The 15386-nt window shown below is 71.7% G+C and carries 12 protein-coding genes and 1 pseudogene; 3 read left to right on the top strand and 10 right to left on the bottom strand.

The annotated features are described in order from the left end of the window. The 9 genes from GA0070614_RS11905 to GA0070614_RS11945 all read right to left on the bottom strand — a co-directional run bounded on the left by GA0070614_RS11905 (position 1) and on the right by GA0070614_RS11945 (position 10527). Positions 1-552: a redoxin domain-containing protein gene (locus GA0070614_RS11905; RefSeq protein WP_088976019.1), complete on the bottom strand. Its 552-nt coding sequence runs from the start codon at positions 550-552 to the stop codon at positions 1-3. Between the two features lie 159 nt (positions 553-711). Further along, positions 712-1725 carry an ABC transporter ATP-binding protein gene (locus GA0070614_RS11910; protein WP_088976020.1) on the bottom strand — a complete coding sequence of 338 codons (1014 nt, stop codon included), beginning with the start codon at positions 1723-1725 and terminating at the stop codon, positions 712-714. Continuing rightward, a complete protein-coding gene (locus GA0070614_RS11915) occupies positions 1718-2746 on the bottom strand; it encodes an ABC transporter ATP-binding protein (RefSeq protein WP_088976021.1) in 1029 nt (342 codons plus the stop codon). The genes GA0070614_RS11910 and GA0070614_RS11915 overlap by 8 nt, the downstream gene beginning before the upstream one ends. Before the next feature lie 26 nt (positions 2747-2772). After that, the gene (locus GA0070614_RS11920) at positions 2773-3747 is read right to left on the bottom strand and encodes an ABC transporter permease (RefSeq protein ID WP_088976022.1); all 975 of its coding nucleotides are present in this window, start codon (positions 3745-3747) and stop codon (positions 2773-2775) included. A 72-nt stretch (positions 3748-3819) separates the two neighbouring features. After that, complete coding sequence (locus GA0070614_RS11925; RefSeq protein WP_088976023.1) at positions 3820-4746, bottom strand: ABC transporter permease; 927 nt, start codon at positions 4744-4746, stop codon at positions 3820-3822. Between the two features lie 146 nt (positions 4747-4892). After that, positions 4893-6533 carry a peptide ABC transporter substrate-binding protein gene (locus GA0070614_RS11930; protein ID WP_088976024.1) on the bottom strand — a complete coding sequence of 547 codons (1641 nt, stop codon included), beginning with the start codon at positions 6531-6533 and terminating at the stop codon, positions 4893-4895. A gap of 682 nt (positions 6534-7215) precedes the next feature. Further along, positions 7216-8388, bottom strand: coding sequence for a thioester domain-containing protein (locus tag GA0070614_RS11935; protein ID WP_231933617.1), 1173 nt, complete (start codon positions 8386-8388; stop codon positions 7216-7218). 185 nt (positions 8389-8573) lie between these two features. Continuing rightward, positions 8574-9260, bottom strand: coding sequence for a response regulator (locus GA0070614_RS11940; RefSeq protein ID WP_088976026.1), 687 nt, complete (start codon positions 9258-9260; stop codon positions 8574-8576). Between the two features lies 1 nt (position 9261). Continuing rightward, a complete protein-coding gene (locus GA0070614_RS11945; protein ID WP_088976027.1) occupies positions 9262-10527 on the bottom strand; it encodes an ATP-binding protein in 1266 nt (421 codons plus the stop codon). 172 nt (positions 10528-10699) lie between these two features. Between GA0070614_RS11945 and GA0070614_RS11950 the strand changes: the two genes are divergently transcribed. The 3 genes and pseudogenes from GA0070614_RS11950 to GA0070614_RS11960 all read left to right on the top strand — a co-directional run bounded on the left by GA0070614_RS11950 (position 10700) and on the right by GA0070614_RS11960 (position 14283). Continuing rightward, positions 10700-12232 (top strand): PspC domain-containing protein, encoded by a 1533-nt coding sequence (locus GA0070614_RS11950; protein ID WP_088976028.1) that lies wholly within the window; start codon positions 10700-10702, stop codon positions 12230-12232. After that, positions 12229-12412, top strand: a pseudogene (locus GA0070614_RS31665) (hypothetical protein); the annotation flags it as partial. The gene GA0070614_RS11950 and the pseudogene GA0070614_RS31665, both read left to right, overlap by 4 nt. 623 nt (positions 12413-13035) lie before the next feature. Beyond that, positions 13036-14283, top strand: coding sequence for a phosphatidylserine decarboxylase (locus GA0070614_RS11960; protein WP_088976030.1), 1248 nt, complete (start codon positions 13036-13038; stop codon positions 14281-14283). Between the two features lie 64 nt (positions 14284-14347). Here GA0070614_RS11960 and GA0070614_RS11965 read toward each other — a convergent pair whose 3' ends face one another. After that, complete coding sequence (locus GA0070614_RS11965; protein ID WP_088976031.1) at positions 14348-15259, bottom strand: CDP-alcohol phosphatidyltransferase family protein; 912 nt, start codon at positions 15257-15259, stop codon at positions 14348-14350. Positions 15260-15386: the final 127 nt, after the last annotated feature.

A 15386-nucleotide genomic window follows, 5' to 3' on the forward strand; every position in this document is an offset into this window, starting at 1 on the left:
CTAGGCCGCCGCGGCGACCGGCAGCACCGACAGGTTGTGTCCACCGGCCGACACCGTGCCGGTGGCGCCCATCACGTAGAACGACGGGTAGCTCTCGGTGCGGAAGGCGGCGGCCACCCTCTCGGCCGCCGCTCCGGTGACCACCTCGGCCACCGGGCTCAACAGCTCCGTCATCTCCGCGGCCTCGGCCGCGCTCGCGACCACGACGGCCACGGTCGGCTCCGCGCCGGCCGGCCGCCCGGCCGCGTACGCGGCGAACTCGGGTGCCCGCTCCTTGCAGGGCTGGCAGTGCGGCGAGAAGAAGGCGACGACCGAGCCCTGCACCAGGTCGGTGAGCGCGATCTGCCGCCCGGTCACCGACTCCGCAGCGAACGGCTCGGCCGTCTCGCCCGGTGCCAGCACGTCCGCGTCGACGCCGTGCCCGTCGCCGGAGGACTTGTTGGAGATGAGTTCGGCGTGTTCGCGCAGTCTGCGAACGACGCCCGCGGTCAGCAGCAGGTTGAACAGACCCAGAATGCCGACCAGGACCACCGCGGCGATCAGGATTCCCATGGCACATGTACCTCCCGTAGGCGAAGCGTCGTCACGCTAACGACGAGCGGTACAACCGCCTTACACGGCCGCTACAACGGCCTGCCCGGGAGGCTGCGACGGACCCGGATACGACGAACCGCCTGCCGGCCCGTGGGGCCGGCAGGCGGTTCGGGCGGATCACGCCTCGTGGGTGGCGACGATCTCGCGCTTCTCCGCGAAGTGGCAGGCGCTCGGGTGGTCCGAGCCCGGCCGGATCTCCAGCAGCGGCGGCTGCTCGGCGCAGATGTCCTGCGCCTTCCAGCACCGGGTCCGGAACCGGCAGCCCGAGGGCGGGCTGATCGGGGAGGGGACGTCACCGGTGAGCCGGATGATCGTCTTGTTCTCCCGCAGCGTCGGGTCCGGCACCGGCACCGCCGAGAGCAGCGCCTGGGTGTACGGGTGCGTCGGCCGCTCGTAGATCTCGTCCTCGGTGCCGATCTCGACCATCTTGCCGAGGTACATCACCGCGACCCGGTCGGAGAGGTGACGCACCACCGACAGGTCGTGGGCGATGAAGACGTACGACAGGCCGAACTCGCTCTGGAGCTTCTCCAGCAGGTTCATCACCTGCGCCTGGATCGACACGTCCAGGGCCGACACCGGCTCGTCGCAGATGATGATCTCGGGCCGCAGGGCGAGCGCCCGGGCGATGCCGATGCGCTGGCGCTGACCGCCGGAGAACTGGTGCGGGTACCGGTTGATGTGCTCCGGGTTGAGGCCGACCAGGTCGAGCAGTTCCTTGACCTTGTCCCGGCGGCTGCCCTTCGGCGCGACCTCCGGGTGGATCTCGAACGGCTCACCGATCAGGTCGCCGACCGTCATCCGCGGGTTGAGCGAGGTGTACGGGTCCTGCATCACCAGCTGGATCTGGCGACGCAGCCGGCGCAGCGCGCCGCCGGACAGCTTGGAGATGTCCTGACCCTTGTAGAGCACGTTGCCGGCGGTCGGCTTCTCCAGGTTCATCAGCACCCGGCTCAGCGTCGACTTGCCGCAACCCGACTCACCCACCACGCCCAGCGTCTCGCCGGCCTTCAGGTCGAAGGAGACGCCGTCGACGGCCTTGACGTGACCGATGGTCTTCTTGAACACCACACCCCGGGTCACGGGGTAGTGCTTGACCAGGTCACGTACCTCGAGGATGTTCTCAGTCACGGTTCACCAGCTCCTCGGCGAAGTGGCAGGCGCTGGCCCGGCCGGCGCCGATCTGCAGCAACGGGGGGAGCTTCTCGCGGCACACCGGCTGCGCCATCGGGCAGCGCGGGTTGAACGGGCAGCCCGGCGGGATGTTCATCAGGTTCGGCGGGAGGCCCTTGATGGTGCGGAGCTGCTGCCCCTTCTCGTCCAGACGCGGGATCGAGTCGAGCAGGCCGAGGGTGTACGGGTGCGCCGGCTTGGCGTACAGGTCGTAGACGTCGGCTTCCTCGACGATCCGACCGGCGTACATGACCGCGATCCGGTCCGCGACGTCGGCCACCACGCCGAGGTCGTGGGTGATCAGGATCATGCCCATCCGCCGCTCCCGCTGGAGCTCGCCGAGCAGGTCCATGATCTGGGCCTGCACGGTCACGTCCAGCGCGGTGGTCGGCTCGTCCGCGATCAGCACCTCCGGGTCGAGCGCCAGCGACATCGCGATCATCGCGCGCTGCCGCATTCCGCCGGAGAACTGGTGCGGGAAGTTGTTGAACCGGCCCTTGGCGTTCGGGATCTTGACCTGGTCGAGCATCTCGATCGCGCGCTTCTTGGCGTCCGCGCGGCTCATCCCGCGCCGGATCCGGAACTGCTCGGCGATCTGGAACCCGACGGTGAAGACCGGGTTCAGCGCGGAGAGCGAGTCCTGGAAGATCATCGCGATGCCCTCGCCGCGGATGCGGCGACGCTCCTCGGCGGACATCTTGAGCATGTCCTTGCCGTGGAAGCGGACCTGACCGCCGCTGACGAAGCCGGGCGGCATGTCGAGGATGCCCATGATGGTCTGCGCGGTGACGCTCTTGCCGGAGCCGGACTCGCCGAGCACGGCGAGGGTCTCCCCCGCGTCGACGTGGTACGTGACCCCGTTGATGACCTTGGCGACGCCGTCCCGGGTGCGGAACTCCACCCGCAGGTCGTCGACCTCGAGCAGCCGGCCGGAGGGGCGGCCGGATCCGTCGGCGCCCGGTGCGGACTGCTCGGACACGAGAATGTCGGACAACTCAGTCTCCCCTATCGGAGCTTCGGGTCGAGGGCCTCGCGGACAGCCTCACCGAGCATGACGAAGCTCAGCACGGCGGTGACGAGGAACGCGGAGGGGAAGAAGAGCAGGAACGGCGAGGGCCGCAGGTAGTTCTGCGCCTCGTTGACCATGATTCCCCAGGAGACCACCGGGCTCTTCAGGCCGATGCCCAGGAAGGAGAGCGTGGCCTCGGCGCCGATGAACGAGCCGACCATGATCGTCCCGTACACCAGCAGCGGCGCCAGGCAGTTCGGCAGCAGGTGCTTGAGGATGATCCGGCTGGTGCTGGCGCCCATGGCCCGCGCGGCCACGATGTAGTCGGCCTCCTTGTTGGCGAGCACCGACGAGCGCATCAGCCGCATGACCACTGGCCAGCCCAGCAGGACCAGGGACGCGATGACCAGGCCCTTGATCTGCCATTCGCTGTTGTCGCTGCCGGCGCCGTTGAAGGTGGTCAGGATGACGATGGCGCCGAGCACGAACGGCAGGCCGAAGAAGATGTCGGCGATCCGGGAGAGCAGGGCGTCCACCCAGCCACCCCGGTAGCCGGCGATGATGCCCATCGTCCCGCCGATCAGCATGACGCCGAGCACCGAGAGCAGCGACACCACGATCGACGCGTTGGCGCCGTAGATCACCCGGGCGAAGACGTCACGGCCCTGCACGTCGTAGCCGAACCAGGCGTCACCCGAGGGCTCCACCCGGCTGCGCGACAGCGCGCCGTTGTACGGGTCGCCGTTGGTGAACAGCGACGGGAAGACCGCCATCAGCACGAAGAGCACGATGAACGTGGCGGAGATCCAGAACAGCGGCTTGCGCCGCAGGTCCCGCCAGGCGTCACCGAGCAGACCGCGGGGCTTCTCCTTGCGGGTCGCCTCCGGCTGGCCCGGGGTCGCCGGCACCATCTCGGTCGGGTTCTCCGGCCGGGGGGTGCTGACGATGGAAGCGGCACTCGGGTCACTCATGCCTGCACCTCGCTACGGTCGGCACGGGCGTGAGTGCCCGCGCACGCTGCAATGATCATCAGTTCGCTTCGCTCACTCATAGCGAATCCTCGGGTCCAGGGCGGCGTAGAGCAGGTCGACCAGCAGGTTCATCAGCAGGTAGATGAGCACCAGGACCACCACGATCGAGACAACCGTAGCGCTCTCCTTGGTGACGATCGCCCGGAGGACCTGGCGGCCGATGCCGTTGATGCCGAAGATGCCCTCGGTGATGATCGCGCCGCCCATCAGGGCGCCGAGGTCCGTGCCGAGCAGGGTGACCACCGGGATCAGGGAGTTGCGCAGCAGGTGGACACCGACCACCCGGCGCATGGGCAGGCCCTTGGCGATCGCGGTCCGCACGTAGTCGGCGCGACGGTTCTCCGCGATGCTGGTGCGGGCCACCCGGGCGACGTACGCCGTCGAGGCGCTGCCGAGCACGAAGCCGGGAAGGATGAGTTCGGTGAAGCGCATCTCGCCGGAGACGGTCGGCTTGACGATCTCCCACTGCACACCGAAGAGCCACTGGAGCACGAAGCCGATGACGAAGACCGGCAGCGCGATGAGGAAGAGGGTGCTGACGAGGACCAGGTTGTCCAGGAAGCCGTTGCGCCGCAGACCGGTGAGCACACCGGCGGTGAGGCCGATGATGGCCTCGATGAGCAGGGCGACCGCGGCCAGCTTCAACGTGTTGGGGTACGACGTCGCGATGATGTCGTTCACGGAGCGGCCGGACCAGGTCGAGCCGAAGTCCCCCTGGAAGAGGTTCTTCATGTAGACCGCGTACTGCACGAAAAATGGCTCGTCCAGGTGGTACTTCTCGGTCATCATGGCGACGTAGTTCTCCGGGCAGCCCCGATCACCGCACTTGCCGGCGAACGGGTCACCGGGAACCGCCCAGACGAGCGCGTAGATCATTAACGTCGTCCCGATGAACACGGGGACGAGTTGGAGCAGCCGTCTCAACAGATAACGGCCCATGGGGTGGTCCTCCAGACAGGGGGCGCGTCGGACGGCCGACACGGATGGTGACAACGTGGCGAGGGAATGTTGTAACACCCCTCGCGGAACGGCCCCGGGTCGGGCTCACCGGTAGGCGAGCCCGACCCGGGGTCAGACCGTTCGGATCAGAGTTCGACAGAGGTGATGTCGAGCTCGCCGACGTTGGTCAGCTCCATCTTCTTGATCTTCTCCGAGTGGCCGGACTGCTGACCACCGAAGTAGACCGGGATCGACGGCGCGTCGGCGTCGATCTTGGCCACGGCCTGCGAGAACAGCTCGTGCGAGGCCTCCAGGCTCGGGGCGGCGCTGGCCTGCTTGGCCAGGGCGTCGACCTCCGGGTTGCTGTACAGACCGTCGTTCGAGGAACCACCGGTCACGTAGAGCGGGTTGACCCAGTTCTCGACGTCCGGGTAGTCCTGCTGCCAGCCGGCGCGGTACATGCCGTCCATCTTGTGGGCGTTGATGTTCTGGCGGAAGACCGCGAAGGTCGGCACACCGGTGGCGACGGCGTCGATGCCCAGCGTGGTCTTGATCTGCTGCGCGACGGCCTCCATCCACTCCTTGTGGCTGGCGTCGGCGTTGTAGTACAGCTTCAGCTGGCCCTTGAAGCCACCGGACTTGGCGTACAGCGCCTTGGCCTGCTCCGGGTCGTACTTGCAGACGGTGCAGTTGCCCGGCTTGGCGCCCGGGGTGAGCGGGTTGGCCCAGCTGTCGGCCGGCTTGCGGTTGCCGAAGAAGATCTTGTCGCTGATCTCCTGGCGGTTGATCGACAGCGAGATCGCCTTACGCAGGTCCGCGTTCTTGAAGCGGGCGTCGTAGATCGGGAAGGCGATGATGCCGGTCACCGGGGTGGTGGAGGAGATCGCCCGGTCGCCCAGGTCGTTCTTCCAGTTGTCACCCGCGAGCGAGGAGACCGGAACCTGCTGCATGAAGTCCAGGTTGTTCGAGACCAGGTCGCTGTAGGCGGCCGTGTCGTCCTGGTAGATCTTGACGGTGACGTCCTTGATCTTCATCTTGTCGCGCAGGGAGTAGTCGTCGAACCGCGTCAGCTTGATCGCGACGTTGTTCTCCCAGGACACGAACTTGACCGGGCCGTTACCGATCGGCTTCTTGCCGAACTCCTCCGCCTTGCCGGCGAAGAAGGCGTCCGGCAGCGGCATGAAGGTGCTGTAGCCGAGCTTGGTCGGGAACACGGCGGTCGGCGCGGCGAGCGTGACCTCGAAGTTCCAGTCGTCGATGACCTTGAGGCCGGACATCTCCTTGGCGGTCGGCTCCGGAGCCTTCTTCGGGCCCTCGCCGTCCGGGTCGGAGGTGTTGACGTCCGCGAAGCCCGCGATGTCGGAGAAGAAGCTGGAGTTCTGCGCGCCGTTCGGCGAGTACGCGCCCCAGTTCCAGGCGTCCACGAAGTTCTTGGCCTTGACGACGGTGCCGTCGTGGAACTTCGTGTTCTGCTTGATCTTGATCTTGTAGACCTTGGAGTCGGTCGTCTCGATCGACTCGGCCAGCGCGTTCTGCGGCGCGCCACCGTTGTTCGGGTACTCGACCAGGCCGGTGAACAGCCAGTCGATGATCTTGCCGCCACCGGTCTCGGTGGTGTTGGCCGGAACCAGGGGGTTCTCCGGCTCGGTACCATCGACGATGATGCCGCCGTCGCTGGTCTTGGCGGCGTCGCCGCCCTCGTCGCTGCCGCTGGAGCAGCCGGACGCGATGAGCGCGAATGCCGCGCCCGCGGCGATCGCGCCGCTCGCCCGCTTCGAGACTCTCATTCCGAGGGGCCTCCTCTTTCTAACCTGGTTCCGTCGTGGGTTTCACGCACGCATGGGGGGTGACACCGCCGGCGACCTCGTGTTCAGGTCACCGGTTTACCGCAGAGGAAATCGGGACACCCCAGGGGGACCGATCCGCCGGGCCACCGCACCCTTCGCGTCCGACGCCACGCAGGCTCGACGGCCACGAGCCGCATTGGTGGGCGGCGCCGTGGCCGGCAAGACGTACGGGGTGCCTCGCGCCAGGGGTGAGGTGCTGCCACTGTGACACCCACCGGCCCATTACGTGAAGGTGCCGTTATCAAGCCGTTAGTTGCCCGCCGCGTTGCCGATACCAGAGAAAAGATCATGAACGACCCCGGCCGTACCGCTCTGAGCAGGCAAGACGTCAGGGCCGCCACGCGTGGCCCCGCTCGTGGACGGGGTGCCCGAGAGGCCGACAGCCTGCCTGCGGGCACCCGGCGTCGACCATCGGCCATTGGCCGATTCCGCCCGTCCGGCCGATGCCCCCATCCACCGCGCGGCGGCCAACACCGACCGGGTGGCCGACGGTGTCGAGGTCACGTAGCCGATCGGGCCGGGCGGCGGCACCGCGCGGACCGGAGCCGGCCCGCGCACCGACCACCGACGCACCCCGGCCCCGGCGCCGCACGAGGGCGACGCCGGGGCCGGGGGTGGCGCGTCAGGCGGTGAAGCGGACCTTGCGGCGGCGGACCACCAGGAGGGCGATCGCGCCCACCGCGAGGAGCAGCACACCGGCCGCGCCGGCGGCCGCGATCGGCGAGCCGGTCAGCGGCAGGTCACTGCCGTTGCCGGCCGGCGAGGTGGACGGCGCCGGGCTCTCGGCCGGGGCCGAGGGCGACGGCGACTCGGCCGGGGTGGAGGCCGACGGCGACGGCGACGGCGAACTCGGCGACGGGGTGGGGCTGCTCGGGGCGGCGATGAAGGTCGCCTCGGCGCCGGCGGTGACGGTGGCGCCGGTGCTGCCGCCGAGGATCAGCTTCTGCGCGGCCCGCTGGCCGGTGAAGAGGAAGACCCGGCCGAAGGAGACCGAGTCCTGGGCGGAGAGGGTCACCTTGACGGCGCCCGGGCCGGTGGCGGTCAACCAGAACTGTCCGCCGTTGGTGGTGGTGGTCACCGGGCGACCCTCGGCGTCGACCGCCGCGCCACCCTCGGCCGCGACGGTGATCTCGCCGGCCGGCCCCTTGACCGTGAACGGCCCGGCCTTGTCGCCGACGGCGGCCTTGGCGCTGGCCGGGTCGACGCTCAGCTCGGCCCGCGGCTCGGGCTGGTCGGTGGCCTTGTCGACCAGGTGGTCGTGGACCTTCTTGACGACGTCGTACTGCTGCTTGTTCAACAGGTCACGGCCCGGCACCCAGTCCCCGAGCGTGACGCCGTCGCTGAACCGCCAGATGGCCGTCTGGGTGCCGAAGTAGAGCAGGGTGTCCCGACGCTTGGTGTCGATCTGCTCCGGCAGGTCGACACCGGCGGCGGCGAGCAACTTGCCCGGGTCGGCGTTCGGGTAGCCGTGGGTGAGCACCCACTGCACCTTGCCGAGGTTCTTCACCTGGGACTCGTCCCAGGTGCCCTCCTTGTACCTGCCGTCGATCGCCACCGCGGTGTGGTAGTCGATGCAGAAGGCGGGAACCAACTTGCCGTCGATCTTGAGGGCCAACTGGCCGACACTCTTCGGCGCGCCCTCGAGCATGAGCTTGACGCTGCCGCCCACGGACTTGGCCTGGCCGGTGGCCGGTTCCTCGGCGGCGGCCGGTGCGGCGGCGCCGAGCGCCAGCGCGCTGCCGGCGACGGTCGCGAGGGCGATCCGCGCCCAGCGTCGTCCGCGTACTCCGAACATCACGATTCGTGCACCTCTCCCCGGGGGTGGTGTGGCCCGCTCGTGGCGGGCCTGCATGGGTCGCCGTTCCCGCGGGATTTCGCACCACCCGCACACGAGAACGCGACGGGGCATTATGGAACACGAATTGATCTCTTGTCAGCTCCTGAGCTTGTGTCGCCCGGTATTTCCGGTTCGTCCCGTCCTCACACCAGGCGTCGGTCCGCCGCCCAGCGGGACAGCTCGTACCGGTTGGACATCTGGAGCTTGCGCAGCACGTTGGAGACGTGCGTCTCGACCGTCTTGATCGAGATGAACAGCTCCTTGGCGATCTCCTTGTACGCGTACCCCCGGGCGAGCAGCCGCAGCACCTCGCGCTCCCGGTTGGTGAGCTGGTCCAGCTCCGGGTCGGCGACCGGCGCGTCCGGACGGGCCGCGAAGGCGTCCAGCACGAACCCGGCCAACCGGGGGCTGAACACCGCGTCACCGTCGGCCACCCGGCGGATCGCCGCGGTCAACTCGTCCGGGGAGATGGTCTTGGTGACGTAGCCCCGCGCGCCGGCCCGGATCAGCCCGATCACGTCCTCGGCCGCGTCCGACACGCTCAGCGCCAGGAACTTGACCTGCGGATGGGTACGCCGCATCGCGTCCAGCACCGCCCGGCCGCCCCCGTCGGGCATGTGCACGTCGAGCAGGACCACGTCCGGCCCGGTGGCGGCGATCCGGGTGACCGCCTCGGCCACCGTGCTCGCCTCACCCACCACCTCGACGTGCGCGCCCAACTCCGCCCGGACCCCGGCCCGGAACATGGCGTGGTCGTCCACGAGGAAGACCCGCAGCCGCTCGGTACGGGCGTCCGCCCCCTCGACCGGTTCCATCGACTGCTCCGCCATGTCATCTGTCCCTTTCCGCCGTGGAGCCGTTGCCGGTGATCGGCAGAATCAACCGGACCTCGGTTCCTTCCCCGGGCCCGGACCGGATCTCCGCCCGGCCGCCGTGCCGCTTCATCCGTCCGACGATCGATCCTCGTACGCCGTGCCGGTGGTCCTCCACGGTATCCGGGTCGAATCCCTTGCCCCGGTCCCGGACGAAGACGCTCACCTGCTCCGGCTCGACCTCGGCGTAGAGCGACACCGTCGCCACCCCGGCGTGCCGGGCCGCGTTGACCAGCGCCTCGCGGGCCGCCGCCACCAGCGCCCCGACCCGCTCGTCGGTCTCCCGGTCCCCCACCACCACCGCCTCGACGGTGATCGCGAAGGTGTCCTCCACCTCGGCGGCAGCCTGCTCCAGCGCCGCCGCGAACCGCTCGCTCGGCGAGCCGGTCGGCTTGTAGAGCCAGTTGCGCAGCGACCGCTCCTGGCCCCGGGCCAGCCGCTGCACCGTCTTGACGTCGCTGGCGTTGCGCTGGATCAGCGCCAGGGTGTGCAGCACCTGGTCGTGCACCATGGCGGCCAGTTCGGCCCGCTCCTGCTCGCGGATGCGCCCCTCCCGCTCCGAGCGGAGCTGGCTCCACGTGCGCCACAGCACCGGCGCCGCCACCACCCCGACCCCGGCCAGCCCGACCAGCGCGAAGATCACCCCGTTGACGACCGCGTCGACGTTCTGCACCGGCGAGTAGACCGCCGCCACGCCGATGATGCCGACCGCGACCAGCACCCCGCCGCCGACGAACCGGAGCACGAACGCCCGCCGGTCGCTCTCCTCCACCACCGCGCCCAGCCAGGGCACCGGCATGGACTCGCCCCACTGCCGGCGGCGCTCCGGCGCGGACTGGTGCCAGATCACCCCGGCGCCCACCGCGATGATCGCCACCAGCCAGCCGGCGGTGCCCGCCGCGCCGACCGAGTCGAAGACCATCACCTGCACCAGCAGCACGCCCAGCCCGATCAGCACGAACGGCAGCAGCTGGGCCAGGTCCCGGCGGGGCGGCGCGGCGGCGTCCCCGGGACGCAGCGGCACCACCGCCCAGAACGCCGCGTACAGCAGCAGTCCCAGGCCGCTCAGGCCGAGCAGGACCATGAACGCGACCCGGACCCGCAGCACCGGGATGCCGAGGTGGTCGGCGATGCCGGCGGCCACGCCGGCGGCCAGCCGGTGCTCGGGCGCCCGGTAGAGGCGGGGCGGCTGCGTCACGGTGCTGATCGGAGGCTCCCTGGTCACGGAGGGTGCGGCACGGACACCGGAGGGTCCACCGGTTCCGGTCCGATCGTCACACGGCGCGCGGGCCGCCGACCACGGGGACGCCCCGGACATTCGCGCGGCCGGGATCTCAGGGTGGGGTCAGGGTCGGGTCCGGAGGACGCTCGGGCGACCGACGCAGCAGGATCGAGGTATGACCGAGCAAGCTGCCCCGTCGCCCCGCCCCGGGGCGGCCGGGTGGGGCGGACCGCCGACCCCGCCGTACCCCGCCGCCGACCCGGGCACGTCCGTGCCACCGGGAGGCGGCGGCGACGCCGCGCCGCCGCCCGGCGGGTACGCCCCGCCACCGTCCGGCGGCGCCGCCTTCACCTCACGGTACGGCCTGGTGCGTCCGCGCGAGGGCCGGTACCTGGCCGGAGTCTGCGCCGCGGTCGGCCGGGCCACCAACACCGACCCGGTGCTCTGGCGGGTGATCCTCGCTGTGCTGGGCTTCTTCGGCGGTGTCGGCATCCTGGTCTACGTCGCCGCCTGGCTGATCATCCCCGGGGAGGGGGACAGCGCCTCCCCGGTGGAGTCGATGCTGGGCCGGGGGCGGTCCAGCATGTCCCCGGTCACCGTCATCCTGTTGACCGTCCTGGTCGCGGTGAGCTTCGGCTACATCGTCACCGACCCGTTCCGGGCGGTGCTGCTCGGCGCGGCGATCCTGATCGGGGGCGCGCTGCTGCTCAACCGGGACGGGCGCACCCCGTCGGCCGGTGACGGCGGGCCGCCCGCCCCGGCCACCGCGCCGCCCGGCCCGGTGCCGCCGGTCAGCTACCCGGCCCCCGGGCTCTTCGACCCGACGCAGCCGACCCCGGCGGCCCCGCCCGCGCCGGCCCGTACGGCGGAACTCCCGGCCTGGTCGGCCGCGCCGCAGCCGACGTACCCACCGGCCGGGGCGCAGGCGGTGGCCGGCCGGCCGGTGGCACCGCCCCCCGTCGGGGCGCCGACCGTCCCCGCGCCGCCGGTGAACGCGCCGCTGCCCCCGAGCTACCGGCCGCCCTTCGCACCGCACGGCCCGTACGCCGGTCCGCCCGCGCCGCCTCCACCGCCGGTACGCCCGCCGAAGCCGCCGAAGCGGCCGCGCGAACGGTCCGCGCTCGGCGCGATCACCTTCTCGCTGATCTTCCTGGCCCTCGGTGTGGTGGCCATCCTCGACCTGCTCGGCGTCTTCCCCATCGGCGCCGCCGCCTACTTCGCCGCCGCGCTGGCCACCATCGGCCTCGGGCTGCTGGTCGGCACCTGGTTCGGCCGGGCCCGCTGGCTGATCGCGCTGGGCCTGGTCACCGCCGCCGCGCTCGGCGTGGCCACCGTCGCCGAGTCCTACGACCGGATCCGGGGCGTGGACGGGAACGTCACCTGGGCCCCGACCGACCTGCGCGACCTGGCCACCCGGTACGAGAACAGCTTCGGCGACGCCACGCTGGACCTGCGGGGCATCGACTTCGACAAGCGGGACACGGAGGTCACCGTCGTGGTGAACTTCGGGCAGGCGACCGTCGTGGTGCCGCCGAACGTCGACGTGACCACGGTGACCGACGTCAACGCGGGGGACGCGACGATCTTCGGCCGGCGCTCCGACGGCCGGTCCCGCGAGGTCACCGACCTGGGCCCGGACGGCGCGGGTGGTGGCACGCTGCGCCTCAACGTCCACGTCAACGCCGGCAACCTGGAGGTGACCCGGTGAGGGTGCACCGCACGGATCTCGTCTCCCTCCTGTTCGGGCTGCTCTTCGTCGGTCTCTCCGTCTGGTGGCTGCTGGCCCAGATCCTCGGGCTCGCCCTGCCGCCGGTCGGCTGGTTCCTCGCCGGCGCGCTGCTGCTGATCGGGCTGCTCGGCCTGATCGGGGCGCTGCGCTCCGGCCGGCACGACCGCCGCGAGGGGCCACTCCCGGCGACGGAGCCGACCGGCGACGAGCCGCGGCTGCCGGTCGCCGACGAGCCGGCCGCGCCGGAGCCGACCCGGATCGACGGACCCGGTCCCGCCGACACCCGGGAGGAGCCGGACGCGGCCCGGTCCGGTCAGCCGGCCACCGCGGAGATCCGGCTGGAGGGGCCCGAGGAGTCCACCGCCCCGATCTGGGCGCCGGACGCCGGGAACCGCGCCACCGGCCCGGCCGCCGGGTATCAGGCCGCCGACGCCGACGAGTGGCCGACCGCGGCGGTCAGCGACCGGCCCGCCGAGGCGGTCGAGGACCGCGACGCGGACACCCGGGAGCAGGAGCCGGGCTGGTCCCCCGTCGAGCCGGTCACCGGGCCGCCGGCCGGTGAGCGTCGCCCGCCGAGCTGACCGCGGCGCTGCGGGCGTCGTGCGCGGGCTCGTATGCTGGCCGGTGGAGATCCCGCCCTCCTCCGGCCGGTCCGCTGCGCCGGGTCGGCGTCCACGGCCGGGCCGTCAGGTCGCCGGGCCCACCGGTGACCGCGCGTACCAGGTCGACAGCGGCGGACCCGCCGCGATGCCCGTCTCTACCCCGTCAGGAGCCCGCCCGACATGACCCAGTCCCCCGCCGTGCGCACCCCCGGCCGGTCCGGTCCGGTCCGCATCGGCGAGCGCGCCGCCCGTACCCTCGTCACCGAGCTCGCCCGGCGTAACGACGCCAAGGCCGCCCTGCTGGTCGGCGCGACCCCGGAGTCCGCGGTGCTGGCCGCGGCGATCGACGCGCTGCTCCCCGGCGACACGCTCACCGTGGTGCCGGCCGAGACCACCGACGCCGCGGCGCTGCGCGAGCACGTCACGGCCCAGGGTCGCTGGGTCGCCGACCGGGTACGCGTCGTCGACTCCCTCGCCGAGGCCGACGCCGCCGAGGTGGTCGTCGCCGCCGAGCCCCTGACCGGCACCGCCGAGCAGGCCCGGACGACCGTCGAGGGCCTGGCCAAGTACCTCACCGACGGTTCGGTGCTGAGCGTGGCCGCGCCGGTGTTCCGCACCGAGGGCGCCGCCGCCGAGCTGGACCGGCAGGGCGTGCTGCACGGCGTCGGCGTCGACCTGGTGCTGCGCAACACCCCGCCGGTCCGGGTGCACCACCTCCGGTTCACCCCGGCGGACGCCGCGCTGGCCACCCGGCTGGCCCCGGCCCACCGGCCGTCCAGCGTGCCGCTGACCCGCGGCATGCACATCGACTCCAACGGCGTCGCGGCGGCCGGCATCGCGCTCGGGCTCGCCGCGGTGGCCCGGGTGGCCCGCCCGAAGTCGAAGCTCTGGCTGCTGCCGGCGCTGGCCGCCGCCCCGGTGGCCGCCTTCTTTCGGGACCCGGAGCGGGACGTTCCGGAGGACCCGTCGGCCGTGGTCGCGGCCGCCGACGGCCAGGTGCTGTCGGTGCAGCGGCTGCACGACGAGCGGTTCGGCGACGGTGAGTGGCTGCGCGTCGCGGTCTTCCTGTCGGTGCTGGACGTGCACGTCAACCGGGCCCCGGTGGCCGGCAAGGTGGTCGACTACTTCGTCGCCGACGGCGGGTTCGCCAACGCGATGAAGCCGGAGGCCGAGCACAACGTGGCGGCGTACACGGTGCTCGACACCCCGCACGGCACGGTCGTGGTGGCGCAGCGCACCGGGCTGATCGCCCGGCGGATCGTGCAGCGGGCGCCGATCGGCTCGCTGCTGGCCAAGGGCGAGCGCTTCGGGCTGATCCGGTTCGGCTCGCGCACCGACGTCTACCTGCCGGTGGACGCCGCCGAGCCGCTGGTCGGCCCGGGCGACAAGGTGGTCGGCGGCGCCACGGTCATCGCCCGCTGGCGCTGACCGACGGACACGTGCAGAGGGGGCGCCGCGAATCGCGGCGCCCCCTCTGCGTACGTGCGGTGGGTCAGGCGGTACGGCGCTGGTGCAGCCAGAGCAGCGGACCGCTGACCAGGTAGCCCACCACCACCAGGGCGAAGGTGAGCCGGATGTCGACGAGCGCGCCGATCACCGGGGCCAGCCAGACCCACGGCGGGAGCTTCAGCAGCCGGGCGAGCTTGGCGTACGGGAAGCTGGAGACCATCGCGAAGGCGAGCAGGGCCACCCCGGCGATCTGCACGACCGCCGGCAACGGCAGCCCGATGGCGACCGTGAGGGCCAGCACCGCCGCCGCCATGGTCGTCGGCACGCCGCAGAAGAACCGGCCGTCCTTCGGCGAGACGTTGAACCGGGCGAGGCGGATCGCCGCGCAGGCGGCGACGAGGGCGGCGGCCACACCGGCGGCGGCGGTGGGGGCCGACCCGGCGAGCGAGGCGTAGACCACCACCGGCGCGGCGAGGCCGAAGGAGCACATGTCGGCCAGCGAGTCCATCTGGGCGCCGAACGGGCTGGCCACGCCGAGCTTGCGGGCGAGCGCGCCGTCGAGGCCGTCGAAGGCGACACAGGCGATCAGCAGCAGCGCCGCCACCCGGGCCTCGCCGGCCATGGCCACGAAGATGGCGGTGATGCCGAGCATCAGGCTGGCCAGCGTGCAGGCGTTGACCAGGGCGAACTTCATCCGGCGGGCCGCGGTGCGCTCACCGGGCAGCAGCGGGATGGACATCGCCGGGGACTCGTCCACCGCGGGGGCGGGGGCGAGGGCGGGGCTCACCGGCATGACCGCCTCGATCTCGGCCCGGCCGAAGCGGTCGAAGCCGTACCGGCGGCGGGGCCGGTCGACGAGGTGATCCGGCAGCACCAGATCGGTGCCGGGGTCGCCGTCGCGGCGGCCCACCCGGACCAGCAGCACCTGGCGGGCGAACGTGCTGCTGCGGCGCAACCGGCCCGCCCAGCGACGCCCTGCGGGGCGCGGACTGTCAGTCGTACGACGCCGGCGCCATGGGGCTCTCGGCACGTTTCCTCCATCACCGGATCGGCTGGCCGCCCAGGTGGGCGGGTGTCCGGCT

The organism is Micromonospora coxensis (genome assembly GCF_900090295.1).
Classification (GTDB): domain Bacteria; phylum Actinomycetota; class Actinomycetes; order Mycobacteriales; family Micromonosporaceae; genus Micromonospora; species Micromonospora coxensis.